Source organism: Variovorax brevis, assembly GCF_030317105.1.
GTDB classification, from domain to species: Bacteria; Pseudomonadota; Gammaproteobacteria; order Burkholderiales; family Burkholderiaceae_C; genus Variovorax; species Variovorax brevis.
Window position 1 is genome coordinate 48,293 of sequence record NZ_JASZYG010000004.1, and the last position, 25,180, is coordinate 73,472.

Below are 25,180 nucleotides of genomic sequence, written 5' to 3' on the forward strand. Positions count from 1 at the left end.
CGCAGGGCAATTTGGCGAATGGCCTATGACCGATGCATGCCTTGCCCGTCAGAGTGAACACCCTGAGTGATGCTTGCGCACCCCGCGGATAGGATGCGCCACCGGCCGACCCGGCCGCGTGGAGGAGATCGGATGAAGATGCGTATTCACCACCGCGCCGCCGGCGCCCGCCTCGCCATCGGCCTTTGCGCTGTCATGGCCCTGGCACAACTCGCGGGCTGCGCCGGTCCGTCGGCTTCGACAGGCCAGCGGCAACTGATGATCGTCGCCAACGACGAGAAGCAGTCCTGGGACGAGGCCGGCCGTCCGGTGCTGGCGCCACATGGCAAGGACACGCTGCAGTTGCTGGACATCGGCACCGACCCGCTAGCGCCGAAGGCCGTGGCCACGCTCCCGCTGGACAACACCATCGTGGGCCCGCCGACCAACCTTGCCATCACATCCAACGAAACGCTGGCGCTGGTCGCCAACTCGATCAATGTGGTGGAGGAAGGCGGCGCGCGCAAGACGGTGCCCGACACGCGGCTGTTCGTCGTCGACCTGACAAGCTCGCCGCCCAAGGTCATCGACACGCTCAACCTCGGCAAGCAGCCCTCCGGCCTGTCGATCAACAAGGCCGGCACGCTGGCGCTGGTGGCCAACCGCGCCGACAACTCGGTGAGCGTGCTGCGCATCGCCGGCATGAAGGTGACGCTCATCGACACGGTGGCCATTGGCGAATCGGTGGCGCATGTTCGCTTCACGCCGGATGGCAAGCGCGCGCTGCTGGCCAAGTTTCCCAACCACAAGATCGCGCTGCTCGATGTCGATGGCGAGAAGGTCACCTACAACAAGGTCGACCTGGCCGTGGGCTTGTGGCCCTACAACGTGGACGTGACGCCTGACGGCAAGCTGGCCCTGAGCGCCGACAACGGCAACTCGGGCGCATCGGATGGCCAGATCGACACGGTGAGCGTGATCGACCTCGAAGCGACACCACCGCGCGTCATCGACAAGGTGGTGATCGGCGACGGCCCGGAGGGGCTGGCGGTGAGCCCGAGTGGCAAGCATGCCGTGGCCGTGCTCCTTCGCGGCAGCAACGCGCCGAAGAACGCTTACTTCTACAACCGCAACGGCTCCGTCGTGCTGATGAAGATCGACGGCAAGAAGGTCACGCGCGGCAACGAGATCGAGGTGCGAGGCCTGCCTGAAGGGGCGGTGTGGAGCGCGGACGGCCGCTACTTGTACGTCGGCAACTTCATCGATCAGGACATCAGCATCCTGCGTGTGGATGGCGACACGCTGGTCAACACCGGCAAGTCATTCGCGCTGCAAGGCCACCCGGCCTCGATGCGGGGCCGCGTGACGCACTGACGTCTTGCTCCCTCGATATTGCTCCCTCGCCCCTCCGGGGAGAGGGCCGGGGTGAGGGGCATGGGCGGTAGATCAATCGCACGCCATCAACCGCCCACACCCTCACCCCCACCCTCTCCCGCCCGCGGGAGAGGGAGTTTCAATCCCACTCGATCTCGTGCTGCATTTCGAGCGGATTCAGCCGCTCGTGCACCTGCGCGGCCAGCGCCTCCTGCGAATCCCCGGGAACGCCGCCCACACGAATCTTGATGAGATGGCCGTGCACAGGATGCGCAACGACCTCGACCCTGGAGACCGTGTCCTTCAAAACGTCCGCAAGCATGATGCTCACCGCACGCTGCGCCGCGCTCAGGCGCAGCGCGGGCTTGAACACCTTGCCGACAGCCGTGAGCGGAATCGCATCGACGAAGATGACCGCCACCGGCACGGCCGCCCGCTCGGGCGTACGTTCACGCACGAAGTCCAGCAACGCGCCGTCATCCGCTTTCGCGCCGGGCTTCAATTGCACGAAGGCCACGGGCAACTCGCCCGCATAGGCATCGGGCTGCCCCACCACGGCCGCGAGTGCCACGTCCGGATGCTGGAAGAAGACTTCCTCGATGGCCAGCGGATCGATGTTGTGGCCGCCACGAATGATCAGGTCCTTGGCGCGGCCGGTGAGCCACAGGTACCCGTCTTCATCCAGCCGTCCCAGGTCGCCTGAATTCACCCAACCCGGCTCCACGAAAGCGCCCTTCTGGTGCGAAGGATCGAGGTAGCCTGAAAAAACGCCCGGCCCCGCCATCGCCACCACGCCGATCTCGTTGGTCGCGCAGTCGCCCGCGTAGCGTCCGTCGGCGTCGATCTTGACGATGCGCACGCGGCTGTACGGCAATGCGTGGCCGACGGAGCCCAGGCGCAATGGCCGGTCCATGTAACTCATGGTGTGGATGCTCGACGTCTCGGTCATGCCGTAGACCTCCAGCACGGGCTTCTTCAGCATCTCCATGTAGGCCTTGCCGACCGCCACGGGAATGGCCGATCCGCCGCCCGACGCGCACACGATGCTGGACAGGTCGGCGCCGCCCACCGGTACGTTGATCGACGCTGCGAGCACCGTGGGCACGCTGCCGAAAACCTCGGGCTTGTAGCGCTCCACCAGCCGCCACACGTTGCGGATGGCATTCGCGTCGCGCCAGCCGGCCGCCGACACCACCACCAGCGTGCCGCCGCCGGCCAGCGGCGCGAGTGCCTGCGTGAGCGCACCGCCGACGTGGAACAGTGGCAGGCCGAACAGCAGTGATCGGCCACGGCCCATCGACAGCATCAGGTTCACGCCCCACGCCTGGTAGACCTGGTTGCGGTGCGTGTGGCGCACGAGCTTGGGCGTGCCGGTGGTGCCGCCGGTGTGGAAGTACGCGGCCGTTTCGTCGGACGCGATGCGTCGCCCGCTCACCAGCCGATCGGACGGATAGGCGTCGATCTTTTCATCGAAGCTGTAGACGCCGTTGGCCGGATCCGCCGCGCCATGAACGACCACGATGGCCTTCAGGTTCGGCAAGTCGCCCTTGATGCGCTGCACCTTGTCCCAGATATCGGTACCCGGCACCGGGCCGAGCGCCACCAGCACCCTGGTATTGGCAGCACGCAGGATCTCCGTGATTTGCGCGGGCGACAGCAGCGGGTTCACCGGATTCGCGATGCCCGCCGCCTGCGCGCCGAACAGCGAGAAAAAACTCTGCGGCACCAGCGGCATCAACAGGCTCACCACGTCGTTCGGCCCGACGCCCAGGTCGTTGAACAGGTTGGCCGCCTGCGTCACGCGGGCGATGAAGCGGGCGTAGCTGACGGTGAGCGGGGGCGTGTCGGGGTCGCCGCTGGACAGGAACTGGAGCGCTGGCGCGTCGGGGTTCTGCGAGGCACCGATCTGGAGCGCCTCGTAGGTGCTTTGCGCGCCGATGCGTTCCTCATAGGGCGTCGTCTCGAATACCGAAACATCTTCAGCACTTTTGAGCACTGCCTTGGTGGCGCCGAGAACACGATCCAGGTGTTGAGCAGTCATGGGAACCCCCGACGAAGCTTGTGGATGGAGGCGCGCGAGCGCAAGCCCTCATTTTTGGTGTGCGGACGCGCGTTGAATGCCCCGATTTACCCGCGGCCCGCCAGTGAGCTTCGGCTAACATTCATGCCGTCGTGCCGTCACCTTTTTTTGACACTATCTTCTGATGGGCACGCGCGCCGAAGAGGACAAGGATTTGGGTACCGAGAACGCTTTCGCCGAACTGGGTTTGGCACCCGACGCAACCGACAGCGAAGTCAAGGCCGCATGGCGTCGGCTCGTATCGCAATGGCATCCGGACCGCAACGACAGCTCTGACGCCGTCGCGCGCATGCAGCGCATCAATCGCGCCTTTGAAGAAATCCGCCGCGCCGGGCCGCGCACGCCGGCGGCGACCCGCACTTCGTCGTCCACTTCTGCGACGCGAAACAGCTCGCAGCAGACGCGCAAGGCAGCCCCGGAAAGCCCGCGCGCATCATCCGCGCAGGCGCGCGACGGTGCATCCGCCACGCAAGATCAGCAGCAGCAGCAACATCAAGAGTCCGCCGCGACGGGCACCCGGGAAGCACCCCGGCGCCCCCTGCACCGCAAGGTCAAGCTGACGCTGGAAGAAGCGGCCACCGGCTGCATCAAGAGCCTGCGCGGCAAGATCACCGACACCTGCACGACCTGCGAAGGCGCGGGCCACCAGGTGCTGGGTGGCAATTGCGCGCAGTGCGGCGGCTCCGGCGCCGTGGCCAAGCGCTCCTTCTTCGGCTGGCCCAGCGGCTTTGCGGAATGCTCGGCGTGTCTGGGCGGCGGCATCGCACGCCGGCCCTGCCCCACCTGCGACGGCAGCGGCAAGCTGCCATCGCGCTCTTACGAGGTCAAGGTGCGCTTTCCGGCGGGCGTGCGCAGCGGCGACCTGCTGCATGTCGAAGGCGGCGGCACACGGGCCAATCGTCCGCCCGCAGACCTCGAGATTCGCGTCGAAGTGGCCGCGCATGACTTCTTCACGCTTCATGACGACGGCACGATCCACTGCGAGATTCCGGTCGACGGCTTCGCGTGGGTCGCCAACCGCGTGATCCAGGTGCCCACCGTGGGCGGCTACCAGTCGCTGCAGTTGCGGCGCGACCAGGTGACATATCGCCTGAAGGGCCAGGGCTTTCCGGTGGCGCGCCGCGGCGTGCGTGCGGACCACCTGATCACCGTGCTGCCGATCTTTCCGGACCAACTCAGCGCCGACCAGGAGATCCTGCTCGACCAGTTGCTGGCGACGACGTCGGGCAACGGTGCGCAGGCCGATGCGCGCATTCGCGCCTGGAACCGCGGGCTGCGGGCTTGGGAGCGCGGTCTGCCGGAGCAGCGATAGCCAGACGAAGCGGTCGTTGGCTACTTGCCTTCGAGCACCAGTTGCGTCTGCGTGACCACAGCGCAGAGCTTGCCGGCAGCGTTGGTGATGGAGGTCTGCCACACCATCGTCGTGCGGCCACGGTGCAGCGCAAGGCTTTCGCCGCGCACGGTGTTGCCGACCTTGGCGCCAGCCATGAACTTGGTGCTGGAATCAGTGGTCGTCGTGCCCTTGCCCGGTGGCAGGTTGACCACCGTTCCAATCGCACCCAGCGTGTCGGCAAAGGCCATATAGGCGCCGCCGTGCATGATCCCGCCGGCCGTGCACAGGTCGGGCCGCACCAGCAGTTCCGCCAGCACGCGCTCGGGCGTGAGTTCGAGCAGGCGAATGCCCATCAGGCCGGGAAACTGCGAGGCCATCATTTCGTGGAATTGGGGGATGTCGGGCATGGGCTTCCTTCTTTGGGACTTCAGCTTCGTTCGTGCGTGAGTTCAGGGCCATCGGCCGGTTCGTCGTCCTTGCGCCCCAGGCGACCCGCCGCCGATTTCTTGCCGCTCGTCGCCGCCTGCGTCGTGCCTGCGACGCCCAGGCCGAAGGGCGGCATGTTGACGTAAATGTTCTCGTAGGTGCCTTGGGAGGCCGCATAGGTCTCGTGCCAGACGCCCACGGTGCCGTCCGTTCCCACGTTGCGGTTGAAGGCCTGCCACGCCGGAAGGTGCGATGCATTCTTGCTCTTCGCGTAGGCCAGCAGTTGCTCCATCGTGCGCCAGTACTGCACCATGATCGTCGTTCGCGAGAACCACATTTCCGCATGAAGCAAGCCCAGCTCCGGCTGCTGCTGAAGCTCCCGGACCATGCGCGGCATGGCGGTCGCCACCGGCAGCCACTTGTGGACCTTCAGCGGGTTGTTGACGCGCATGCCGATCAGGAAGACGACGAAAGGGCCGTCGAAGGTGGCGGTGAGGCGTTCGCGGTGGATCATGGTGGGACCTTCGCCTTGTGCTGGATCTGCTCAGCCCGCGACGATGGGCGTGCACAGCTCGACGACGATGCCATCCGGACAGCGCACATAGGAAACGACCTGCCCCCAGGGCTTGGCTTGGGGCACGGATAGCTCCGTGGCACCGGCCGCCAGGGCAGCCGAATGTGCGGCCGGGACGTCGTCCGTCGTGAAGGCGAGTTCGAAGCCCAAAGGCTGCGCAGACTCATTGGCTGCAACATGCCCGCCGGGAAAGTTCGCCTCGGCCAATGCATGCGTGGCAAACCCGATGGCGGTGGCGCCCGTGTCCAGTTCTCCATAGGTGCCCGACTCGTGAAGAAAACGCCGCGACAGGCCGAACGCGGACTCGAAGAAGCTCAACGAGGCGGCGACGTCGGGGACGTAGACGATGGTGTAGCCGAATTTCATTTGCAGGCCTCCATGCGTTGACTCAGGTATGCGCCAAGTTGGCGCTGGACGATGCGCTCTGTCTTCATGTTCCCCTGCTCCTGTCCTTGTGCGTTGCTGGGCCGCATGATGGCTCAAGCCGCAGCGCACTTGCGCACCGTCTCCCACGTGCGCGTCGTGACGCCGGTGCCGAAGGTCTTCTCGATCAGCCGCATGAACACCGGCCCCTTGTCGCCGGCCACGTAGGCGCTGAAGACTTCCTGCCCCGCCACGCACAGGATCTGCGCGTCGTCCAGCTCGATGGGAAGCTTCAGCTGCCCTTCGCCCGGCTCGCGCAGAAAGGTGACGACGCGCTTTGCGTTCGGAGCGAGTTCGAAGGCGCGATACGGATCTGCTTCCAGCACGCCGCGCAGGTGTTCGGCCGAACGCACGATCGTGTGGAAGCTGCGGCCCAGCGACGCCTGCATCGCCGCTTCGAGCTTGCGCTCCAGCGATTTTTCAGCGGCCTTGCGTGCGTCGAACACCACGTTGCCGCTGGACAGAACCGTCTTCACGTTCGTGAAGCCCGCGCCCTCGACGCACCGCTTGAGTTCGGGCATCTTCGCGTTCATGGGACTGACTCCCCGCAGCAGCGCGACGTAGCGAGGCATGGTGGTTTGTCTTACTCAGGCTTTGCTTCAGCTTCGAACTCGAAGCCGCCCACGTACCTGGCGATGAAGTTGTAGATGGCGCAGCCCACGACCGTCATGACATAGCCGATGACCAAATAAGCGATCGGCAAGACGAGGATGAAGTACAGCGGCGGCGCCGTGTCTTTCGGGCCGACCACGTTCGCGATCAGGGTGAGTGGCAGCGCGAGCAGGAAGGACACCACGGCCATCAATGACGCGAACACCTTCGCGTTCTGGTGCGGGGACAGTCGCTTGATCTGTTGCTTCATGGGGGGTCCTTGCGCATCAACGGAAGACGGGCCTGAAGAAACTGCGTTCATAACTGACGATGCAACGCGTGTCCTCCGCATACTTGAAAGCCGCCTGGCACTCGGCGTCCTTCAGGGACAGCGCGCGATATTCCTCGTAGGCGGCAAGGCTTGGAAAAGTGAACATGGCCAGCGCGATGTTGTTCGCCCCTTCCGACGGCAGGAAATAGCCGTGGTGCTGCCCGCCGAACCGTTCGACAAGAGGAATCCACAGCTTCCCGTAGTGCTCGAATTCCTTGAGCTTGAAGGGATCGACGACGTAGCGCAAATAGCAGGTGACCATGGCGATTCCGAAGCCTTTGACCGAGTCTGATTCCCACCGATCCTACTGTCTGGTTTCAGCGGATGCACACACGCCGGCCGCAAGTTTGCCCTGAAGTCTTGCATGACAATCCTGCGCAGTCTTGTACATCAAGCAGTTCTGGATCTTCAAGGAATGGAACATGAAAAAGGCGGAAGCAAGCAACCCGGAATCGTCTGCCCCGGAGCGCATCTCGGAAAAAATCGCCAACCTCGGCGACTGGCGCGCTGACACCTTGGGCAGGATGCGCAAGCTCATCCACGAGGCCGTTCCGGACGTCGTCGAGGAAGTGAAGTGGATGGGCACGCCGGTGTGGTCGCACAACGGCATCCTGTGCACCGGCGAGTCTTACAAGGACAAGGTGAAGCTCACCTTCGCCAAGGGTGCGTCGCTGAAGGATCCGGCCGGCCTGTTCAACTCCAGCCTCGAGGGCAACGTACGCCGGGCGCTCGACATCCTGGAAGGCAAGGAGGTTGACGCGGCCGCCTTCAAGGCGCTCGTTCGCGAAGCGGTTGCGCTGAACGCGTTGAAGCCGCCGAAGAAGGCAGCGAAGAAGGCGACGGCAAAGTCCTGAGCGATGCGGGCCTCGCCTTCACGGGCGAAGCACGCTGCCGCAAAGCTCCAGCAGTTTGCCGTCCCGCAAGCGGGCACCCAGCGTGTGCTCTTCGTCCCAGTCGGTGGTGTACCCGATCTCGGTCGTCAGCACGCCGTCGAGCGGCGTAACGGCGACGAACACCAGGCTGGCGTGTTGCCAGACCTGGCTCGCCGTGCCGATGTTCGGCACAGCGCCCGCTGCGAGCTGAAGCTCGCCTTCCGTAAGCGGCTCTGCGCCGGCGCCATGGTGCTCGAACAGCGCCGATTCGATGGCAGGACGCCACGCAGCGAACGCATTGGGCAAGGCACGCGCCATGGCCACGGCCCGTGCATCGGGCTCCGTTCGCGGGCCTGAAAGTACCAAGGGGACATCGACAGCGCCATCGAGGGCAATAGCGCCGCGCCAGTGCCCGCGGGATCGTGTGAATTCCCCGAGGACGGGGTCGCGAAAGACTGGTGACTTGAAGAGACTGAACAATGCAAACCCCCGGTTGGCGGCACTTGATGAAAGCACCGCCAACCGCCATGTCGAGCTACTGCTTTTCCTTGGCGACCGTTGCTTTCCTCGTTGGAATTTCGACAACAGCATACTTTCCCCGCGGCTGCGCCCTGACCGCACCTTCCTCCATCAACTCCACGGTGAAGTGCTTGTCGTTGATGTCCACCGGCGGTGCGGCAACGCTGAAAGTCGCGCCGGGCGGAAACAGGATCTCCTGCTCATTCAGGTCGTTGGTGCCCGTGATCACCCGCAGCGTCGCGCCATTTCTTCCTGCCGTATGAATCTTCATCCACACCCGGAACGACCCGCCGTCGAATCTGTCGAGCACATTGGTGCTCGCGCTGGTTGAAAGGAATTGCGGGGTCGTGTACGCCTGCCCCATGAACTTCGCCTTGAAGGCCTTGTGGTCGTCCGCGTTGTCGAAGCCCAGGGCGCGATGAACGGTCCTGCTGTACTTGGGCAAGCGCGCCAGCACCCGGACCACGGCATCGATCTGCAGATTGCGTGTTCCCGCGGTTCGAAGCCCTTCGTTCCAGGCCTTGTAGGCGCCGCCGGTGTATTGGTCGATCGCGTCGCATTCGAGTTCCGACAGGCCGAGCCGAACCCGCTCGGCCTGATGCGGGGCGAGACGTGAAATGATCTTCAAGCCGTCGAGAACAATTTTGGCGGTCGATGGATAAAGCCGGATGTCGTAGATCGCATTCATGGCCATGTCATCGTCATTCAGCACCGCCTTGATCTGGCCGTACTTGCCGCTGCGAAGCAGCACCCAATCCGCCGGAGCATATTTCGCCATGTCGATAGTCCTTCCCGTTGGTTGATCCGTCATCGATGGCACTCGCGTGTTGCCACCAAGGGGAAGACGAATACGGGCGGCTATCTTCAAAAGTGTGCGATCACCCCAGCATTTCCTTTTCGATCAGGCGCCAGTGCTTTTCGTCCACCGGCGTGATCGACAGGCGATTGCCCTTGCGCAGCACGAGCATGTCCGTCAACCCGGGCGTCGCGCGCATCTCGGGCAGCGCCAGCAGGCGCGTCTTGCGCACTGCCTGCACATCCAGCAGCAACCAGCGCGGCGCGTCGGCTTTCGAAGCGGCGTCGTAGTAAGGCGACTTGGGGTCGAACTGCGTCGGGTCGGGCCGCGTGCCCGAGGCCACGCGCGCGATGCCGACGATGCCCGGCTCCGGGCAGCTCGAGTGATAGAACAGCACGCCATCGCCCACGCTCATGGCGTCGCGCATGAAGTTGCGCGCCTGGTAGCTGCGCACGCCGGTCCACGGCACCGTGGCGTTGGGCGCGGCCAGCGCATCGTCGATCGAGCACTCTTCGGGCTCGGATTTCATCAGCCAGTATTTCGTCGTCATGTCGGTGTCTGCGTCCTTGACGGTGCGATCCTAATGCGCCGCCAGCGCCGTCGCCACCGCGGCGCCGCCTGACGCCACCAGCCCCAGCGCCCACACCTTGTCCAGGTCGAGCCACGCCCTGCGCAGCGCGCGCAGCCCCAGGTACCGGTAGACGACCCATGCCGCGCCCAGCCCTGAAGCGATCATCGCGGCCGTGTGCACCAGCGAGACCATGACGGCCGTTCCGATGTTGGAGCGCATCAGGTCCATCATCGCGGCGTGGTCGATGAAGCTGCCGCTTGTTGACATCGGAGAGGAAGGCGCCACCGGCGTCTCGCAGAGCCCCATCAGGATCGGCAGCAGCATCAACGCGGCGCCATGCGCCGTCGCCATCAGGAAGGACCACAGCGCCAGTTGCGTCGGCCGGATGCGCGCCAGCCAGCGATGGCGATGGGGCAAGAAGAGCTTCGACGCGCCAAACAGCAGCACCAGCACGCCCACCGTCACCCGGATCTCGCGACTCCATTGCAGCAGCCACGCCAGCACCGCAAAAGGCACGAGCACAAGCGCCATCGCCATCAGGTGCCCGGCACCCAGCGGCACCCAGCTGCCGAACACGGCGGCGTCGCGCTTGCCAGCCAGGCCATTGGCCACCGCGAGCGGCCAACCCATGGCGGGGTTGAGCCCGTGGTAGACACCCACCGCCACCACGCCGGCCCATAACGGCCAGGCAGACGCGAATCCTGTCACGCCGACGAATAGCAGAAAGAATCCGTCGAGCAGTCACCACCCTGCAGGCGGACCTGATGCGCGCCGTACTCCGCGCCGAAGTCGACCACGAACTTCTTGTCCAGCTCGATGCCACCGTTGGCGCCGACGTTGCACATGACCATGCGGCCCGGCACGCCATCGGGATAGAACTGCGCGTCCCACTTGCTGTAGAGCGAATTGGTGAAGTACACGCGCTTGCCGTCGCGGCTGATCTCGGTCATTTGCGGGCCGCCGCCAAAGGCCGTGCCGTTGGGATGCGGCGTGCGCCGCGCAATGCCGCCGACATGCACGCTGCCGGCCAGCTTGGGGTTCATCGGATCGGTCACGTCGTATTGCCGCAGCTCGCCGGTGCCCCAGCAGGCGACGTACAGGAAGCGGTCGTCCATCGACAAGTCGATGTCGCTCACCAGCGGCGGCACGGCGCCGAAGCCCTTGAGCAGCGGCGGCAGCAGCGCGGCGTCGGCAGGCTCCGGCGGAATGGTCGCGGTCTTCTTCGCGTGGAACTTGCCGCCTTCGCGCCACCACGTCCAGATGGAGGCTTCGAGATTCGTCGTGTCGACCACCACGCCGACAAAACCATATTCGCGGGCCGGGTCGTGCGCGGGCCGCACTTCCAGCGCCATCTGGTGGTTGGCGCCCAGGTCGATGGTCTGTATATGGCGCCGCGCGCTCAGTTCCCAGAAGTGCAGCTGATGGCCGTACTTGTTGCCCAGCAGGTCTTCGGCCACGATGCCGTTCTCGAACTGCGGCGGCAGGCCCCATTCGCTGGACACCATGTAGTCGCGCGGCAGATTCCACCAGAAGTCGTAGTGCAGCTTTTGCGGGCCGCGATCGATCTCCCACTTGCCCATGACCTCGAAGCTCTTGCAATCCATGAGGAACACGCCGGGCGGCCCGTCGGTGCCGTCGCCATTGCCGCCGAGCGTGCTGATGTACAGGCCCTCGGGGCCGCAGTGCGTGGTGTGGGGGCGCGAGTAACCCGTCTTGCGAAAGACCTCCTCGGGCTCGATCACCTTCGCGAGCGTGGGCTTGGCCGGATCGGGCTGCGTATCGACGATGTAGATGCGCGACGAGCGTATGCCGGGAATGACGAGGTAGCGCCGCTTCAGGAAGGCGTGGCCCGACATGGGCGACAGGGCTGAACTGCACGCGTTCCAGCCGAAGTGATGGAACTCATCGCCCTTGTTCGGCATGTCGAGCCGGTGCAGCACGGTGCCGTAGGTGGCCGAGGCCGGATCGACGTCGATGACGGCCAGCGCGTCGGGCCGCGAGGCATCGGGCGACAGCAGTGCCGTGTAAGCGATGCGTTCGGGTTCGGCCTCCATCGCCAGGCGCGGCGAGGGGTGAAAGGTAGGGTCCGTTCGAAGCGATTCGAGCATGTAGCCTCCTGTGGGGAATTCCAGCGCGCACCGTCCCCGGCCGTGATTCCGGCCGATGAAGTCGGCGAAATATGGGAACAAAGTATGCGCCGGAGTGGGACTCGAAGGAATGCCCTTTTGAGCGAATCTTTGTTCGCCTAACATGCATGGCATGAAACCCAAGGACGATGAAAAGCTCCAGGCCATCGCGCAAGCCACTTTCAAGCTGGTCGAGCAGACCGGACTGAGCGGCCTGACCATGGCGGCCATCGCCCGCGAGGCGCAGCTGGCCACCGGTACGCTGTACGTCTACTTCAAGTCCAAGGAAGAGTTGATGGTCGCGCTCTACGAGCAGGCCAAGACGGCGACCGCGGCCAGCCTCATGCAGGGCGACGACCCCGCTGCGCCCTTTCGCGCGCGCTTCCAGCGCATGTGGATGAACTGGCTCGACCACCGCCTGAAACACTACTCGCAAGTCGTGTTTCTGGAGCAGTACTACAACTCCCCCTGGTTCAGCGAGGAAAGTCGCAACCTGTCGGCGCGGCTCATCAAGGAATGGGTTGAACTGATCGAGTCGGCCAAGGCGCAACAGATCCTCAAGGACGTGCCGACGCCGCTGCTGATCAACAGCTTCGCCGGCTCGGTGCGCGAGACCGCCAACCTGCTGCGCGCGGGCACGCTCACGCGCACCAATGCCCATCTGGCAATGGCCTTCGGGCTGTGTTGGGATGGCATCAAGGCTTGACCCGGGCTCGCGCCGGGTCTATTGTTTAAGCGAATCGATATTCACTCAAAGGACGACACGATGGCCACGCTCAATATCAACGGCAAGGATCGACAGGTCGATGTCGATCCATCGACTCCCATCCTCTGGGCCTTGCGCGACACGCTCGGCATGACGGGCACCAAGTTCGGTTGCGGGGCGGCCTTGTGCGGCGCCTGCACCGTTCACATGAACGGGCAGGCCATCCGCTCGTGCATCACGCCGATCTCCGCGGCGGCGGGCCAGAAGATCAGCACCATCGAGGCCGTCACCGACGGCAGCGACAAGGTCGGCAAGGCGGTGCACGACGCGTGGGTCAAGCATGACGTCGCGCAGTGCGGCTACTGTCAGAGCGGCCAGATCATGTCGGCCACCGCCTTCCTCAAGACCGTCGCGCCCGGCACGGTGCCGAGCGCGTCCGACATCGATGGCGCCATGGCCGGCAACATCTGCCGCTGCGGCACCTATGCGCGCATCCGCGTCGCGGTGGCCGATGCCGCCAGGTCGCTGGCTTGAATCGGGAGCACACACCATGAACTTCGATCAAGCCACCTTTGAACTGCCCGCCCATCTGCGCTCGCTCATGGCGCCGCACGAGGGCGTTGACCAACCCTCCGGTCTGCCGCGCCGCAGCTTCCTGAAGATGACGGCCATGGGCGGCTTCGCGCTCGGCGTCTTCCCACTTCACGCGCTGGCGCAGGACGCGGCCACCGGCAGCAAGCCCGCGGCGGGACTCAAGCCCGTGGAGCAGCCCGCAGCCTTCGTGCAGATCGCCAAGGACGGCACCGTGACCGTGACCATCAACCGGCTCGAATTCGGCCAAGGCGTGCAGACCGCCTTGCCGATGATCCTTGCCGAAGAACTGGACGCCGACTGGTCGAAAGTGCAAGCCGTCCACGGCAACAGCGATCCGGCCTATGTCGACCCGGTGTTCGGCATGCACCTCACCGGCGGATCGGGCTCCATCAACCATTCCTACACCCAGTACCGCGAGTTGGGCGCACGCACGCGCGCCATGCTGGTCAGCGCGGCGGCGGCAAGGTGGAAGACGGACGCAGCGGGCCTGCGCACCGCGAACGGCGTCGTCATCGGCCCCGGCGGCAAGAAGCTCGGCTATGGCGAGCTGGCCGATGCCGCCATGAAGCTGCCCGTGCCCGAGAAGGTCACGCTCAAGGACCCCAAGGACTTCCGCCTCATCGGCAAGGCCACGCGCCGCCTGGACGCCAAGGCCAAGTCCAGCGGGCACCAGAACTACGGCATCGACGTTCGCCTGCCGGGCATGCTGACCGCCGTCGTGGCGCGCCCGCCGGTGTTTGCCGCCAAGCTCAAGTCCGTGGACGACAGCGCCGCCAAGGCCGTGAAAGGCGTCAAGGCTGTCCTGCGCGTGCCGCTGGACCGTGGCGGCGAAGGCGTGGCCGTCGTCGCCGACGGCTACTGGCCCGCCAAGCAGGGACGCGATGCGCTCAAGATCGAATGGGACAACAGCAGCGTCGAGAAGGTCGACAGCGTCAAGCAGCTCGCGCAGTACCGCGAGCTGGCGGCGAAGCCGGGGCCGCGCAAGTACGACGCCGACGTGTCGAAGCTGAACGACGCGCCGCACAAGATCAACGCGGAATTCGTCTTCCCCTACCTTGCGCATGCGCCGATGGAGCCGCTCAACTGCACCGTCAACCTTACCGGCGACAAGGCGGAGTTGTGGATGGGCACGCAGATGCCGGGCATCGACGCCGCGGCCGCTGCCAGGGTGCTGGGCGTTGCGCCACAGAACGTCAAGGTCAACGTGCAGATGGCGGGCGGCGGCTTCGGGCGCCGTGGCCTGCCGAGCAGCGACTACGTGGTCGAGGCCTGCAACGTCGTGAAGGCCGCGCGCACGGCGGGCGTGGATGCACCCATCCGCACGCTGTGGAGCCGCGAGGACGACATCAAGGGCGGCTACTACCGCCCGATGCACCTGCACACGGCGAAAATCGGCTTCGACGACCAGGGCAAGGTCACGGCATGGGACCACGTCATCGTTGGCCAGTCCATCATGGCCGGCACCGCCTTCGAACCGATGATGGTCAAGGACGGCATCGACGGCACCGCCACCGAAGGCATGAAGGAGCCTTACGACCTGCCGATGCGGCTCACGGTGCACCATCCCAAGCTCAACGTGCCGGTGCTGTGGTGGCGCAGCGTCGGCTCCACGCACACGGCTTTCGTCATGGAAACGCTGGTCGACGAGATTGCGCGCAGCACGAAGCAGGACCCGGTCGCCTACCGCCTCAAGCTCATGGGCAACGATCACCCGCGCCACAAGGCCGCGTTGCAGTTGGCGGTCGACAAGTCTGGCTACGGCAAGAAACAGTTGCCAGCGGGCCGCGGCTGGGGCGTGGCCGTGCACGAGTCCTTCAATTCGGTGGTGGCCTATGTCGTCGAAGCCTCGGTGACCGACGGCACCCCGACGCTGCACAACGTGACGGCCGGCGTGCACTGCAACCTGGTGATCAATCCGCAAAGCCTGGAGGCGCAGGTGCAGGGCGGCGCGTTGATGGGTCTGTCGATGTGCCTGCCCGGCGCTGCCATCACGCTCAAGGACGGTGTCGTCGAGCAGAGCAACTTCGGCGACTTTGCCGTGCCGCGCATCAGCAGCATGCCGCAGATCGCGGTGCACACCGTTCCCAGTGCCGACGCACCCACGGGCATGGGCGAGCCGGGCTTGCCTCCCTTGGCGCCCGCGTTTGCCAACGCGGTGGCGGCGTTGACAGGCAAGCCATTGCGCGAGTTGCCCTTCAAGACGGCCTGAACGCGCGCAACGCATGGCCTGAGAGGCGGGCATGGCCTACACCACGCCCGCCCCGTATTGGCAAGAATGGCGAATCCAGTTCAGGAGACGGCCATGACAAATGATCTGAATGACAAGGCCCCGAATCGCGCGCGCATCGTCGTTGCGGGATTGGCGGCGGCATTGCTGGCGCTGACGGCCTGCGACCCGAAGCCCACGTCGCCGCCGCAGCCCAAGGCGGAGGCTGCGTCGTCGGGGAACATGATCGCGCTGGCACGGGTGCGCGGCCTGCAATGAGGCGACGCGCGATCGCTGCGCGCTGACGGCTTCAGGCCGGTGCCACCTTCTTCTTCGGCATCAGCTTCTTCACCACTTCGACCACGGCCAGCACGATGGCGCCGGCCAAAATGCCGACGGCCGCGTTGGCCAGCATCGTGCCGAGCACGCCGGCAACGGCGCCCCATTGCCCCAGCCATGCCTCGATGGCGTGGCCCACCGCGGGCACGCCGTGCACAAGAATCCCACCACCCACGAGGAACATCGCGGCCGTGCCCGCGATGGACAGCAGCTTCATGAGCCACGGTGCGCCGAACAGGATGGCGCGGCCGATCGCCTGCGAAGCGGCGCCTGCACGACGGCTCAGGTACAGGCCCAGGTCGTCCAGCTTGACGATGCCCGCAACCAGCCCGTAGACCCCCACCGTCATCACCAGCGCAATGCCCACCAGCACGCTCAACTGCGTCGTGAAAGCCTGGCCCGCCACCGTGCCCAGGGTGATCACGATGATCTCGGCCGAGAGAATGAAGTCGGTGCGGATGGCGCCCTTGATCTTGTCTTTCTCGACGGCGCGCAAATCGACCTTCTCGTTGACCAGCGCCTGCTCCAGCCGCGCGCGATCGGCCTGCGCCTCTTCCTTGTGCAGGAACTTGTGCGCGAGCTTTTCTACGCCCTCGAAGCAGAGAAAGGCGCCACCGATCATGAGCAGCGGAACGACAGCCCAAGGCAGGTAGGTGCCAATGAGCAGCGCCGCCGGCACCAGGATCGCCTTGTTGATCAGCGATCCCTTGGCCACGGCCCAGACCACCGGCAGTTCGCGATCCGCCGTCACGCCCGCCACCTGCTGCGCATTGAGCGCCAGGTCATCGCCCAGCACCCCGGCCGTCTTCTTGGCGGCGACTTTGGTCAGAACGGAAACGTCGTCGAGGACGGCTGCAATGTCATCGAGCAGCAGCAGGAGGCTGGAGGCCATGGAGCGGGATCCCTGTGATTGGCAAGAAGCCGCGATGGTAAGCGGCGGCAGAGCCGCCGCTTGTCGGTCAAGCCCCCGCCGGTTCGATGGGAATGTAGATCTCGCCACCCGCGCGACGGAACTCGGCGGACTTTTGCGCGAGCCCTTGTTGCAGCGCTGCGTCTTCGGTCAAGCCCTTCGCGGCCGCGAATTCGCGCACCTCCTGCGTGATCTTCATCGAGCAGAACTTCGGCCCGCACATGGAGCAGAAGTGCGCCTCCTTGCTCGAATCCTTGGGCAGGGTCTCATCATGGAAATCGCGCGCCGTGTCGGGGTCCAGGCTCAGGTTGAACTGGTCGTGCCAGCGGAACTCGAAACGCGCCTTCGACAGCGCATCATCGCGCGCCCGCGCACCAGGATGCCCCTTGGCCACGTCGGCCGCGTGCGCCGCGATCTTGTAGGCGACGATGCCTGCCTTCACGTCGTCGCGGTCGGGCAGTCCCAGATGCTCCTTGGGCGTGACGTAGCAGAGCATCGCGGTGCCGAACCAGCCGATCATCGCCGCGCCAATGGCGCTCGCGATGTGGTCGTAGCCGGGCGCAATGTCGATGGTCAGCGGGCCGAGCGTGTAGAAGGGCGCCTCGTGGCAGTGCTTGAGCTGCTCTTCCATGTTGGCCTGGATCATGTGCATGGGCACATGGCCGGGGCCTTCGATCATGGTTTGCACGTCGTGCTTCCATGCGATCTGCGTGAGCTCGCCCAGCGTTCGCAGTTCGGCGAATTGCGCTTCGTCGTTGGCGTCCGCCGCGCAGCCGGGGCGCAGGCCGTCGCCGAGTGAAAAGCTCACGTCGTACTGCTTCATGATGTCGCAGATGTCTTCGAAGTGCGAGTGAAGAAAACTTTCCTTGTGATGCGAGATGCACCACTTGGCCATGATCGATCCGCCGCGCGACACGATGCCGGTGCGCCGCTGCGCCGTGAGGTGGATGAAGGCCAGCCGCACGCCCGCATGGATGGTGAAGTAGTCGACGCCCTGCTCCGCCTGCTCGACCAGCGTGTCGCGAAAGATCTCCCACGTGAGGTCTTCGGCCACGCCGCCGACTTTTTCCAGCGCCTGGTAGATCGGCACCGTGCCGATGGGCACCGGCGAGTTGCGCACGATCCAGTCGCGCGTGGTGTGGATGTTGCGGCCCGTGGAAAGATCCATCACGTTGTCGGCGCCCCAGCGGATCGCCCACACGAGCTTTTCAACCTCTTCCTCGATGCTCGACGTGACGGCCGAGTTGCCGATGTTGGCGTTGATCTTCACGAGGAAGTTGCGGCCGATGGCCATCGGCTCGATCTCGGGGTGGTTGATGTTGGCGGGAATGATGGCGCGGCCGCGCGCCACTTCGTCGCGCACGAATTCCGGCGTGACGATGCGCGGGATCTGCGCGCCCATCGGGTTGCCTTGCAGGCGGTGTTCGCGCTGTGCATCGGCCATGTATTCGTTCATCCACTCGCGCCGGCCGTTCTCGCGGATGGCGACGAATTCCATCTCGGGCGTGACGATGCCCTTGCGCGCGTAGTGCATCTGCGTGACGTTCGCGCCCGACTTGGCGCGGCGCGGCGTGCGCTGCAGGTTCGAGGCTTCGCGGCGCAACGCAGCCAATCGGTCGTTGGCTTCGCCCTTGGTGCCATCGTCGAGCGCCTGCGGCGTGCGGCCGACGTAGAACTCCGTGTCGCCACGCGCATCGATCCACGGGCGGCGCATCGGCGCCAAGCCTTGCCGCACATCGATCTGCGCATGCGGATCGGTGTACGGCCCCGAGGTGTCGTAGAGCGACACGACTTCGCCGTTGGTGAGCTTCACGTCGCGCATCGGCACGCGGATGCCGGGATGCACGGCGCCGCTCACGTGCGACTTGGTGGAGGCGGGAAACGGTTCGCGGGCGCGCGCCAGCAGTTCGGTGAACGAGGCGAGGCGGGGATCGAGGGGAGCATTCATCAGGGGTGTCCTTTCCGGTTGCAGTAATTGCTCCGGAAAGTGCCCCTGGAGAAAGCCGGCCCGCGTGGGCCCCATTCAAAAAAGGCGCACGCGGTCTGGCACAACTGACAGGTTCAGCTCTTCTTCCGCCGGTATTAACCGGATCAAGTTCGTCGGGTCCGGCCAATCAAGGCCGTCTCAGCACACTGTGCACCCCGGAGCAAGGCGCGATAGTAGGGGCGCCTGCGCTGGCGGTCAACCGAAATTCGGGACGATCGTCAGGCGACGCTGCGCTTCAGGCGGATTTCTTCGATCTTCACCGTGCCAATCGCCGTGGTCTTGGCGGTCTTCATCTCGCGCTTGAAGCCGGCGAGTTCGATGAAGCGCATGGCGCGGTCGTTGCGCAACGGAACCCAGATGGTGACTGTGGTGCAGCCCTCCTCGTCGAGGCCTTCACGTGCGGCGTCCCACAGGGCGACGCCCACGCCCTTGCCCCAATGTTCGGGCTTGACGTGCAAGGCCCAGATTTCACCGGTGGTGGAAGGCGTCTTGGGGTCGCGCGAGCGGTCGAAGCCGACAAAGCCGACGACTTCGCCGTCGAGTTCGGCCACATGGACCTGCGGTTCGCTGTACTCGATGGCGTCGCGCCACTTGGCTTCCCGCGAGGCGGGTTCAAGCGCGCGCAGTTGGTCTTCGGGAAGGATGCCCTCGTAGGCGGCTTTCGCGGCAATCGCGTGGACTTCGGCAACGGCTTTTGCGTCGCGCAGGGTGGCGGGGCGGACTTCGTAGTCGGACATATCGGGAATTCGGCTTGCAATCGGAAAGCCGCGTATTGTCGCCTGCGCGGCGGCCGGGTCCGTTTGCAACATGAATCACGATGTGTGAACAGGCTCTAAACTCATGCCAGCCCACACAACGGAGTATCGCCATGGCAAAAGGTCAGCAACGCAGCAACAAGGAAGGCAAGAAGCCCAAGAAGGACACGGCGCCGCCCAAGCCCCTGTCGGGTTCGACGGGCGAGCCGGTGCGCCCCACCATCGTCACAGCCGTGATCCCTCGCGGCAAGGACAAGAACAAGTAATCTGGGCCACGCACCGTGAATGACGACGCTTCGCCGGCAGCGCAGCCCCGCAACCCGCTGCACGGCCTCACGCTGGAGGCGGTCGTCACCGCACTGGTCGACTATTTCGGCTGGGAAGAACTGGGGCAGCGCATTCCCGTGCGCTGCTTCACCTTCGACCCCAGCGTCGGCTCCAGCCTGAAGTTTCTTCGCAAGACGCCTTGGGCGCGCGAAAAGGTCGAGAGCCTTTATCTCTTCATGCTGCGCGAACAAAAACGGGAGCAGCAGTCGCAGGCCCGGGGCGAGGAGTGAAAGTCCGCATCGAGCCCGCAGGCTACGCGTTTGACGCCCCGCCAGACCGCACGCTGCTGCAAGCCGCCGAAGACGCCGGCATCGAGATCCCAAGCTCCTGCCGCAATGGCACCTGCCGCACCTGCTACTGCAAGATGCTGGCGGGCGCGGTGCAGTACCGCATCGAATGGCCCGGCCTGAGCGCCGAAGAAAAGGCCGAAGGCTGGATCCTGCCCTGCGTGGCCGAACCCCGGGACGACATCACGCTCGACGTGCCCTTTGCGCTGCTCGCGGATTGAGCGGATTCAAACCGGCTTGCCGGAAGGCCTCGACGCGACGATGCGGTCGCGTTGTGCCAGTGACGGAAACAGCCGCACCCAACCCAGCGCCACCAGCACCGTGCCCACGCCCCCCGCCACCACCGAGCCGATCGGCCCGAGCAGCGCGGCCGTGGCGCCCGATTCGAATTCGCCCAGTTGATTGCTCGCACCGATGAAAATCGAGTTGACCGAGCTGACGCGGCCACGCATTTCATCGGGCGTTTCCAGCTGGACGAGCGTCTGCCGGATCACGACATTGACCATGTCCGCCCCGCCGGACACCGCCAGCGCGACCAGCGACAGCAAGAAGCTGCGCGAGAGGCCGAACACGATCATGCAAAGCCCGAAGGCGCCGACGGCCAGCAGCAGCGTGCGCCCGACGTGCCGCTCCACGGGCCGGCGCGTGAGCACGATCGACATCACCAGCGCGCCCACGGCCGGCGCACCGCGCAACAGCCCGAGGCCCCACGGACCGGTGTGCAGGATGTCCTTGGCGTAGATCGGCAGCAAGGCCACGGCGCCCCCCAGCAGCACCGCGAAGAGGTCCAGCGACACGGCGCCCAGCACCGTCTTGCGATGCCAGATGAAGTTGACGCCGGCCAGCAGCGTCTTCATGGTCACCGGCTCCTTGGCGCGCGGCACCTGCACGTAGCGCAGCCCGGCGATCATCACGGCCGCCACCGCGAACAACAGCAGGCTCGTGCCGTAGACCGCGCCCGCGCCGGCCACGAAGAGCAAGCCGCCCAGCGCAGGGCCGCCGATGATGGCACCCTGCGTGCCCGCCGAACTGAAGGCCATCGCACGCGGCAAGGCGAGTGGCGTCACCAGCAAGGGCGTCAACGCCTGCTGTGCCGGCATCTGGAAGGCCCGCACCGCGCCCAGCACCACCGAGAGGCCCAGCAGCAATCCGCGCGTGGCGTGATGCGATGCCTCGGCCGCGAACAGCGCCAGGGCAACCAGCGCCTGCACCGTGAAGCACATGGCGACGATACGCCCGCGATGGTGCCGATCGACCACATGGCCGGCGTAGAGCGCCAACGCCAGCGCCGGCGCGAACTGGTAAAGCCCCACCAACCCGAGGTCCCACGCACTCGACGTGAGGTCGTACATGTGCCAGCCAATGGCCACCATCAACATTTGCGTGGCAGCCGTGCCGCAGATGCGGGCGATCCACATCCGCATGAACGGCCGCTCGCGCGTGAGGTCGGAAAAGCTGGGCTGGGCGTTCTCGGAGGGCATCCGTTCGAGGATACCGGAGGGAGGGGCCCGGGCGTCCCCGAACTCAGAAGCGAATCTCGACCGACGCCGCGCTGCGCTGTGCCTTGCCGTGGAAAACGGCTTCGATGTTGTTGCCGTCCGGATCGATCACGAAGGCCGCGTAATAGCCGGGGTGGTAGTCGCGCATGCCCGGCGCGCCGTTGTCCTTGCCGCCATGCGCCAGCGCCGCCTTGTGGAACGCGTCGACCATCGCCTCGTCTTGCGCCTGGAACGCCAGGTGATGGCGACCGGTCAGGGTGCCTTGCGCGGCCTGGCTGGAGGCGGTCGAGACGAAGAGTTCGTCGGCCCAGAAGTAGTCGTCGCCCTTGCCGCCCACCGGGATGCCGAGCACCGCGAAGACGGCTTCATAGAATTTCTGGCTCGCCTCGAGATCGCGCACCACCAACTGGATATGGTCGATCAGGCGGCCGCGATGCAGTTTCTGCGCTTCCATGCTGCACTCCACTGTTGACGTCGTTTCATGCTGATCGACGCCATGGCTGCGCGAAGTCGGCGAAGTTCGACAAATGCCGTGCGAATGAAATGCCGTCCGAAACGCCGCGCCGCCATGAGCGGCGCCGGGGCGCCTACCCGTAGCGCTTGCGCGCCAACGCCGCGCCCTGCCCCAGCGCCTCCAGCTTGCGCCGCGCCACTTCGCGGTCCATCGGCGCGAGGCCGCAGTTGGTGCACGGCAGAAGGCGCTGCGATGGCACGTACTTCAGCGCCTCGCCAATCGTGTCGGCGATCTGCTCGGGCGTTTCGATCTCGTCGCTCGCCACGTCGATCACGCCGACCATCACGTCCTTGCCTTCCAGCAGCTTCATCATTTCCGGCGGCACGTGCGAGTGGAAGCACTCCAGGCTCACCTGGTCGATGCTGCTCTTGGCAAGCGCAGGGAACACCTGCTCGTACTGGCGCCACTCTTCGCCCAAGGTGGCTTTCCAGTCGACATTCGCCTTGATGCCGTAGCCGTAGCAGATGTGCACGGCCGTCGTGCAGGTCAGGCCCTGCGCGGCGCGCTCCAATGCCTTCACGCCCCAATCAGCAGCGTCCTTCATGTAGACGTTGAAAGCCGGTTCATCGAACTGGATGATGTCCACGCCGTCGGCCTGCAGTGCCAATGCTTCCTGGTTGAGCAATTCGGCAAAGGCCATCGCCATCTTCACGCGGTCGCCATAGAAGCGGTCGGCCACGGTGTCGACGATGGTCATGGGGCCCGGCAGCGTGAACTTGATCTTGCGCTGCGTGTGGGCACGCAACAGTTGCGCCTCCGCGGCATGCACGCGGCCCTTGAGCTTCAGGGCCGAGACCACCTGCGGCACCATCGCGTCATAGCGGTTGTCGCGGATGCCCATCTTGACCTTGTGCTCGAAGTCGATGCCTTCGACCTGTTCCAGGAAGCCGTGCACGAAATGCTGGCGCGACTGCTCGCCGTCGCCGATCACGTCCAGTCCGGCGTCTTCCTGCGCCTTGATCCACAGCAGCGTGGCGTCGGCCTTGGCTTGCGCCAGCTCGGCGCCTTCGTGCTTCCATTGCGGCCAGAGCTTTTGCGTTTCGGCCAGCCAGCCGGGCTTGGGCAGGCTGCCGGCAATGGTCGCGCTGAAGAGAGGTCGGGTCATCGCATCAATCCTTCAAATCGGGGAGCGGCGATGCTACGGCAAGGCGCGCATCGCCGCTCACGCGATAACCCGCATCCTGGCAGGCGCGTTGCTCGCTGGCGCCCGGCTTGAAGCCGTCCCCGGAGGCTGCCCGGCTTCCGCGGCTTCGCCTTCGCCGCGCTCAGCCCTGCACGGCCGCCAGCGGATTCGCAGTAGGCTCCCCCACCTTCGTGAGCGTGTTGCGGTCCGTGTGATGAAAGGGCTCGGCCAGGCCCTGGATCTGCATTACCGTGTCCTGGTCGTACGACCACGTTCCGTCGGCATGGAACGCCACCGCGATGCGCCATTCCAGCGTCGTGAAGGCATGCTCGATGAACGGGTTGGAGACGATGCCGTTCACCAGGCTCCCATGCGTGGCCACGAGTTCGAAGCGGTCAGCATCGGCGCTCACCTGGCCGCTCGCCATCGCAATCTGCCCCCGCGGAATCGCCAGCGTGTGCATGACGGTGCTGGTGGCAGGCTCCCACAGCCAGTAGCCGACCTGGTCGTGGTACATCTTCGTGAGGCCCGGCTTGTGGATGAAGGTGTGATAGCGCAGGCCATAGAGCACTTGCGGGCCGTTGGTCTGCGGATCGATGGGCTGCAGTTCGTAGTGCTCGACGTAGACCTGCGTCTTCGGTCCCTGCGCCTTGGGCTTGACGTCCACGCCCTTCTCGCCGCGCCAAAGGCCGGCCATCCGGCGCAGCGGACCGAGGTTGGCAAGAGTCTTGCCGTCCAGGTCGGACGGCTCGGTGTAGATGTCTTCGGGAAAGTTGGACATGGGGCTTTTTTGGTGATTCGCGTTGCGACTGCAAAGCACCAAGAATGCCAGATGGAGCCCGCCCGGCTCGAGCCCTTTGCTACTAGCCGGCGTATTCCGATCGCAGCACCTTCGCCGCCTCGACCATCGCCCGAAGCTTGCCCACCGCCGTTTCACGCGCGAGGTACTTCATGCCGCAGTCCGGCGCGAGGATGACGTTGGCGGGTTCCACGTAGGGCAGCGCCCGCTTGATGCGCCCGACGATCGTCTCCACCGATTCCACCTCCGGATCCGAGAGGTCGATGCAGCCGACCATCACCTTCTTGCCACTCAACGCCTGCAGGGCCGAGCAGTCCAGGTGCGACTGCGCCGTTTCCACCGACACCTGCGAGCAACTGCATTGCGCCAGTTCCGGCAGGAACGAATAGCCGGACGGCCGCTCGTGAATGATGGCCGCATAGCCGAAGCAGATATGAACGGCCGTGGTGCCCTGGATGCCTTCCAGTGCCCGATTCAGTGCGCGCAGCCCGTACTGCCGCGCCTTTTCGGGACGCGCCTGCATGTACGGCTCGTCGATCTGCACGACGTCGGCACCTGCGGCAAACAGGTCGCGGATTTCCAGGTTGACCGCCTCCGCATAGTCCATGGCCGCCTCTTCCTCGGACTTGTAGAAGTCGTTTTGCGCCTGCTGCAGCATCGTGAAGGGGCCGGGCACCGTGATCTTCACCTGTCGGGTGGTGTTGGCACGCAGGAACTTCAGGTCCTCGACCTCGACCGCGTGCATGCGCCGGATCTTGCCGACGATGCGCGGCACCGGGTTTGGATGCCCCGAGCGATCCAGCGCCGAGCCGGGGTTGTCGAGATCCACGCCATCGAGCGCCGTGGCAAACCGGTTCGAATAACTTTCGCGGCGGATCTCGCCGTCCGTCACGATGTCCAGGCCCGCATCCTCCTGGGCGCGAATCGCGATCAGGGTCGCGTCTTCCTGCGCTGCGTTGAGGTATTGCGGCGGGATTCGCCAAAGCTCTTTCGCCCGCACGCGTGGTGGAAAGCGTCCCGCCAGCTTGGCCCGGTCGATCAGCCAATCGGGCTGCGGAAAGCTTCCAACGATCGTCGTGGGGAACAGCATGTCAAGTCTCCTTCTGGGTGTTTCGGCGTCGCCCATTTAATCGAAGATC

General features: G+C 65.3%; 30 protein-coding genes and 1 riboswitch. Of the genes, 10 read left to right on the plus strand and 20 right to left on the minus strand.

Features of this window, described 5'->3' with window-relative positions; genetic code table 11:
* Positions 1 to 132 precede the first annotated feature (132 nt).
* Complete coding sequence (locus QTI66_RS12965) at positions 133 to 1,353, plus strand: YncE family protein (RefSeq protein WP_286560033.1); 1,221 nt, start codon at positions 133 to 135, stop codon at positions 1,351 to 1,353.
* 139 nt (positions 1,354 to 1,492) lie between these two features.
* On the opposite strand, the gene QTI66_RS12970 is transcribed toward QTI66_RS12965, so the two are convergent.
* Positions 1,493 to 3,394 carry an acyl-CoA synthetase gene (locus QTI66_RS12970; protein WP_286560034.1) on the minus strand — a complete coding sequence of 634 codons (1,902 nt, stop codon included), beginning with the start codon at positions 3,392 to 3,394 and terminating at the stop codon, positions 1,493 to 1,495.
* Between the two features lie 193 nt (positions 3,395 to 3,587).
* On the opposite strand from QTI66_RS12970, the gene QTI66_RS12975 reads away from it, so the two are divergent.
* Positions 3,588 to 4,745 carry a DnaJ C-terminal domain-containing protein gene (locus QTI66_RS12975; RefSeq protein WP_286560035.1) on the plus strand — a complete coding sequence of 386 codons (1,158 nt, stop codon included), beginning with the start codon at positions 3,588 to 3,590 and terminating at the stop codon, positions 4,743 to 4,745.
* Between the two features lie 20 nt (positions 4,746 to 4,765).
* Here QTI66_RS12975 and QTI66_RS12980 read toward each other — a convergent pair whose 3' ends face one another.
* The 6 genes from QTI66_RS12980 to QTI66_RS13005 form a co-directional block, all read right to left on the minus strand.
* Positions 4,766 to 5,173: a PaaI family thioesterase gene (locus tag QTI66_RS12980; protein ID WP_286560036.1), complete on the minus strand. Its 408-nt coding sequence runs from the start codon at positions 5,171 to 5,173 to the stop codon at positions 4,766 to 4,768.
* A gap of 20 nt (positions 5,174 to 5,193) precedes the next feature.
* On the minus strand, positions 5,194 to 5,706 hold the full coding sequence (locus tag QTI66_RS12985) for a DUF4188 domain-containing protein (protein WP_286560037.1): 513 nt from the start codon (positions 5,704 to 5,706) through the stop codon (positions 5,194 to 5,196).
* A 30-nt stretch (positions 5,707 to 5,736) separates the two neighbouring features.
* Complete coding sequence (locus QTI66_RS12990) at positions 5,737 to 6,132, minus strand: VOC family protein (protein ID WP_286560039.1); 396 nt, start codon at positions 6,130 to 6,132, stop codon at positions 5,737 to 5,739.
* A gap of 113 nt (positions 6,133 to 6,245) precedes the next feature.
* The gene (locus QTI66_RS12995) at positions 6,246 to 6,761 is read right to left on the minus strand and encodes a DUF1697 domain-containing protein (protein ID WP_286560041.1); all 516 of its coding nucleotides are present in this window, start codon (positions 6,759 to 6,761) and stop codon (positions 6,246 to 6,248) included.
* Positions 6,762 to 6,772: 11 nt separating this feature from the next.
* Complete coding sequence (locus QTI66_RS13000) at positions 6,773 to 7,051, minus strand: hypothetical protein (protein ID WP_286560043.1); 279 nt, start codon at positions 7,049 to 7,051, stop codon at positions 6,773 to 6,775.
* Positions 7,052 to 7,067: 16 nt separating this feature from the next.
* Entirely contained in the window at positions 7,068 to 7,373 is a 306-nt protein-coding gene (locus tag QTI66_RS13005; protein WP_286560044.1) for an NIPSNAP family protein, read from the minus strand.
* A gap of 160 nt (positions 7,374 to 7,533) precedes the next feature.
* Here QTI66_RS13005 and QTI66_RS13010 point away from each other — a divergent pair, with 160 nt between their 5' ends.
* Entirely contained in the window at positions 7,534 to 7,965 is a 432-nt protein-coding gene (locus tag QTI66_RS13010; protein WP_286560046.1) for a DUF1801 domain-containing protein, read from the plus strand.
* 18 nt (positions 7,966 to 7,983) lie between these two features.
* Here QTI66_RS13010 and QTI66_RS39900 read toward each other — a convergent pair whose 3' ends face one another.
* The 5 genes from QTI66_RS39900 to QTI66_RS13035 all read right to left on the minus strand — a co-directional run bounded on the left by QTI66_RS39900 (position 7,984) and on the right by QTI66_RS13035 (position 11,977).
* On the minus strand, positions 7,984 to 8,574 hold the full coding sequence (locus QTI66_RS39900) for a DUF6985 domain-containing protein (RefSeq protein ID WP_444814995.1): 591 nt from the start codon (positions 8,572 to 8,574) through the stop codon (positions 7,984 to 7,986).
* Complete coding sequence (locus QTI66_RS13020; RefSeq protein ID WP_286560049.1) at positions 8,519 to 9,313, minus strand: ADP-ribosyltransferase; 795 nt, start codon at positions 9,311 to 9,313, stop codon at positions 8,519 to 8,521. Before QTI66_RS13020 ends, QTI66_RS39900 begins: the two co-directional genes overlap by 56 nt.
* A 67-nt stretch (positions 9,314 to 9,380) precedes the next feature.
* Positions 9,381 to 9,848 (minus strand): EVE domain-containing protein, encoded by a 468-nt coding sequence (locus tag QTI66_RS13025; RefSeq protein WP_286560051.1) that lies wholly within the window; start codon positions 9,846 to 9,848, stop codon positions 9,381 to 9,383.
* Between the two features lie 30 nt (positions 9,849 to 9,878).
* Positions 9,879 to 10,577 (minus strand): hypothetical protein, encoded by a 699-nt coding sequence (locus QTI66_RS13030; protein ID WP_286560052.1) that lies wholly within the window; start codon positions 10,575 to 10,577, stop codon positions 9,879 to 9,881.
* Positions 10,574 to 11,977, minus strand: coding sequence for a selenium-binding protein SBP56-related protein (locus QTI66_RS13035; RefSeq protein ID WP_286560054.1), 1,404 nt, complete (start codon positions 11,975 to 11,977; stop codon positions 10,574 to 10,576). Before QTI66_RS13035 ends, QTI66_RS13030 begins: the two co-directional genes overlap by 4 nt.
* A 151-nt stretch (positions 11,978 to 12,128) precedes the next feature.
* Between QTI66_RS13035 and QTI66_RS13040 the strand changes: the two genes are divergently transcribed.
* The 4 genes from QTI66_RS13040 (at position 12,129) to QTI66_RS13055 (ending at position 15,780) form a co-directional block, all read left to right on the plus strand.
* Positions 12,129 to 12,701, plus strand: coding sequence for a TetR/AcrR family transcriptional regulator (locus QTI66_RS13040; RefSeq protein WP_286560055.1), 573 nt, complete (start codon positions 12,129 to 12,131; stop codon positions 12,699 to 12,701).
* Positions 12,702 to 12,761: 60 nt separating this feature from the next.
* Positions 12,762 to 13,235: a (2Fe-2S)-binding protein gene (locus tag QTI66_RS13045; RefSeq protein ID WP_286560056.1), complete on the plus strand. Its 474-nt coding sequence runs from the start codon at positions 12,762 to 12,764 to the stop codon at positions 13,233 to 13,235.
* A gap of 16 nt (positions 13,236 to 13,251) precedes the next feature.
* Positions 13,252 to 15,504, plus strand: a complete 2,253-nt coding sequence (locus tag QTI66_RS13050; protein ID WP_286560057.1) for a xanthine dehydrogenase family protein molybdopterin-binding subunit — start codon at positions 13,252 to 13,254, stop codon at positions 15,502 to 15,504.
* Between the two features lie 93 nt (positions 15,505 to 15,597).
* Positions 15,598 to 15,780: a hypothetical protein gene (locus QTI66_RS13055; RefSeq protein ID WP_286560058.1), complete on the plus strand. Its 183-nt coding sequence runs from the start codon at positions 15,598 to 15,600 to the stop codon at positions 15,778 to 15,780.
* A gap of 31 nt (positions 15,781 to 15,811) precedes the next feature.
* Here the strand turns inward: QTI66_RS13055 and QTI66_RS13060 are convergent, their stop codons facing one another.
* The 3 genes from QTI66_RS13060 to QTI66_RS13070 form a co-directional block, all read right to left on the minus strand.
* Positions 15,812 to 16,732 (minus strand): DUF808 domain-containing protein, encoded by a 921-nt coding sequence (locus tag QTI66_RS13060; RefSeq protein WP_286560059.1) that lies wholly within the window; start codon positions 16,730 to 16,732, stop codon positions 15,812 to 15,814.
* A gap of 67 nt (positions 16,733 to 16,799) precedes the next feature.
* Positions 16,800 to 18,698, minus strand: a complete 1,899-nt coding sequence (gene thiC, locus QTI66_RS13065) for a phosphomethylpyrimidine synthase ThiC (RefSeq protein WP_286560060.1) — start codon at positions 18,696 to 18,698, stop codon at positions 16,800 to 16,802.
* Positions 18,699 to 18,801: 103 nt separating this feature from the next.
* Positions 18,802 to 18,905: riboswitch (TPP riboswitch) on the minus strand.
* 50 nt (positions 18,906 to 18,955) lie between these two features.
* Positions 18,956 to 19,474, minus strand: a complete 519-nt coding sequence (locus tag QTI66_RS13070) for a GNAT family N-acetyltransferase (protein ID WP_286560061.1) — start codon at positions 19,472 to 19,474, stop codon at positions 18,956 to 18,958.
* Between the two features lie 131 nt (positions 19,475 to 19,605).
* On the opposite strand from QTI66_RS13070, the gene QTI66_RS13075 reads away from it, so the two are divergent.
* The 3 genes from QTI66_RS13075 to QTI66_RS13085 are packed head-to-tail and all read left to right on the plus strand — an operon-like array spanning position 19,606 to position 20,327.
* On the plus strand, positions 19,606 to 19,758 hold the full coding sequence (locus QTI66_RS13075) for a hypothetical protein (RefSeq protein ID WP_286560062.1): 153 nt from the start codon (positions 19,606 to 19,608) through the stop codon (positions 19,756 to 19,758).
* Between the two features lie 15 nt (positions 19,759 to 19,773).
* A complete protein-coding gene (locus QTI66_RS13080; protein WP_286560065.1) occupies positions 19,774 to 20,049 on the plus strand; it encodes a VF530 family protein in 276 nt (91 codons plus the stop codon).
* The gene (locus tag QTI66_RS13085) at positions 20,046 to 20,327 is read left to right on the plus strand and encodes a 2Fe-2S iron-sulfur cluster-binding protein (protein ID WP_286560066.1); all 282 of its coding nucleotides are present in this window, start codon (positions 20,046 to 20,048) and stop codon (positions 20,325 to 20,327) included. Before QTI66_RS13080 ends, QTI66_RS13085 begins: the two co-directional genes overlap by 4 nt.
* Before the next feature lie 6 nt (positions 20,328 to 20,333).
* On the opposite strand, the gene QTI66_RS13090 is transcribed toward QTI66_RS13085, so the two are convergent.
* The 5 genes from QTI66_RS13090 to QTI66_RS13110 form a co-directional block, all read right to left on the minus strand.
* A complete protein-coding gene (locus QTI66_RS13090) occupies positions 20,334 to 21,530 on the minus strand; it encodes an MFS transporter (RefSeq protein WP_444815003.1) in 1,197 nt (398 codons plus the stop codon).
* Between the two features lie 100 nt (positions 21,531 to 21,630).
* Positions 21,631 to 22,059 carry a VOC family protein gene (locus QTI66_RS13095; protein ID WP_286560068.1) on the minus strand — a complete coding sequence of 143 codons (429 nt, stop codon included), beginning with the start codon at positions 22,057 to 22,059 and terminating at the stop codon, positions 21,631 to 21,633.
* A 133-nt stretch (positions 22,060 to 22,192) separates the two neighbouring features.
* Entirely contained in the window at positions 22,193 to 23,224 is a 1,032-nt protein-coding gene (locus QTI66_RS13100; protein WP_286560070.1) for a methionine synthase, read from the minus strand.
* 160 nt (positions 23,225 to 23,384) lie between these two features.
* On the minus strand, positions 23,385 to 24,023 hold the full coding sequence (locus QTI66_RS13105) for an FABP family protein (protein WP_286560071.1): 639 nt from the start codon (positions 24,021 to 24,023) through the stop codon (positions 23,385 to 23,387).
* Positions 24,024 to 24,105: 82 nt separating this feature from the next.
* Positions 24,106 to 25,131, minus strand: coding sequence for a uroporphyrinogen decarboxylase family protein (locus QTI66_RS13110; protein ID WP_286560072.1), 1,026 nt, complete (start codon positions 25,129 to 25,131; stop codon positions 24,106 to 24,108).
* Positions 25,132 to 25,180: the final 49 nt, after the last annotated feature.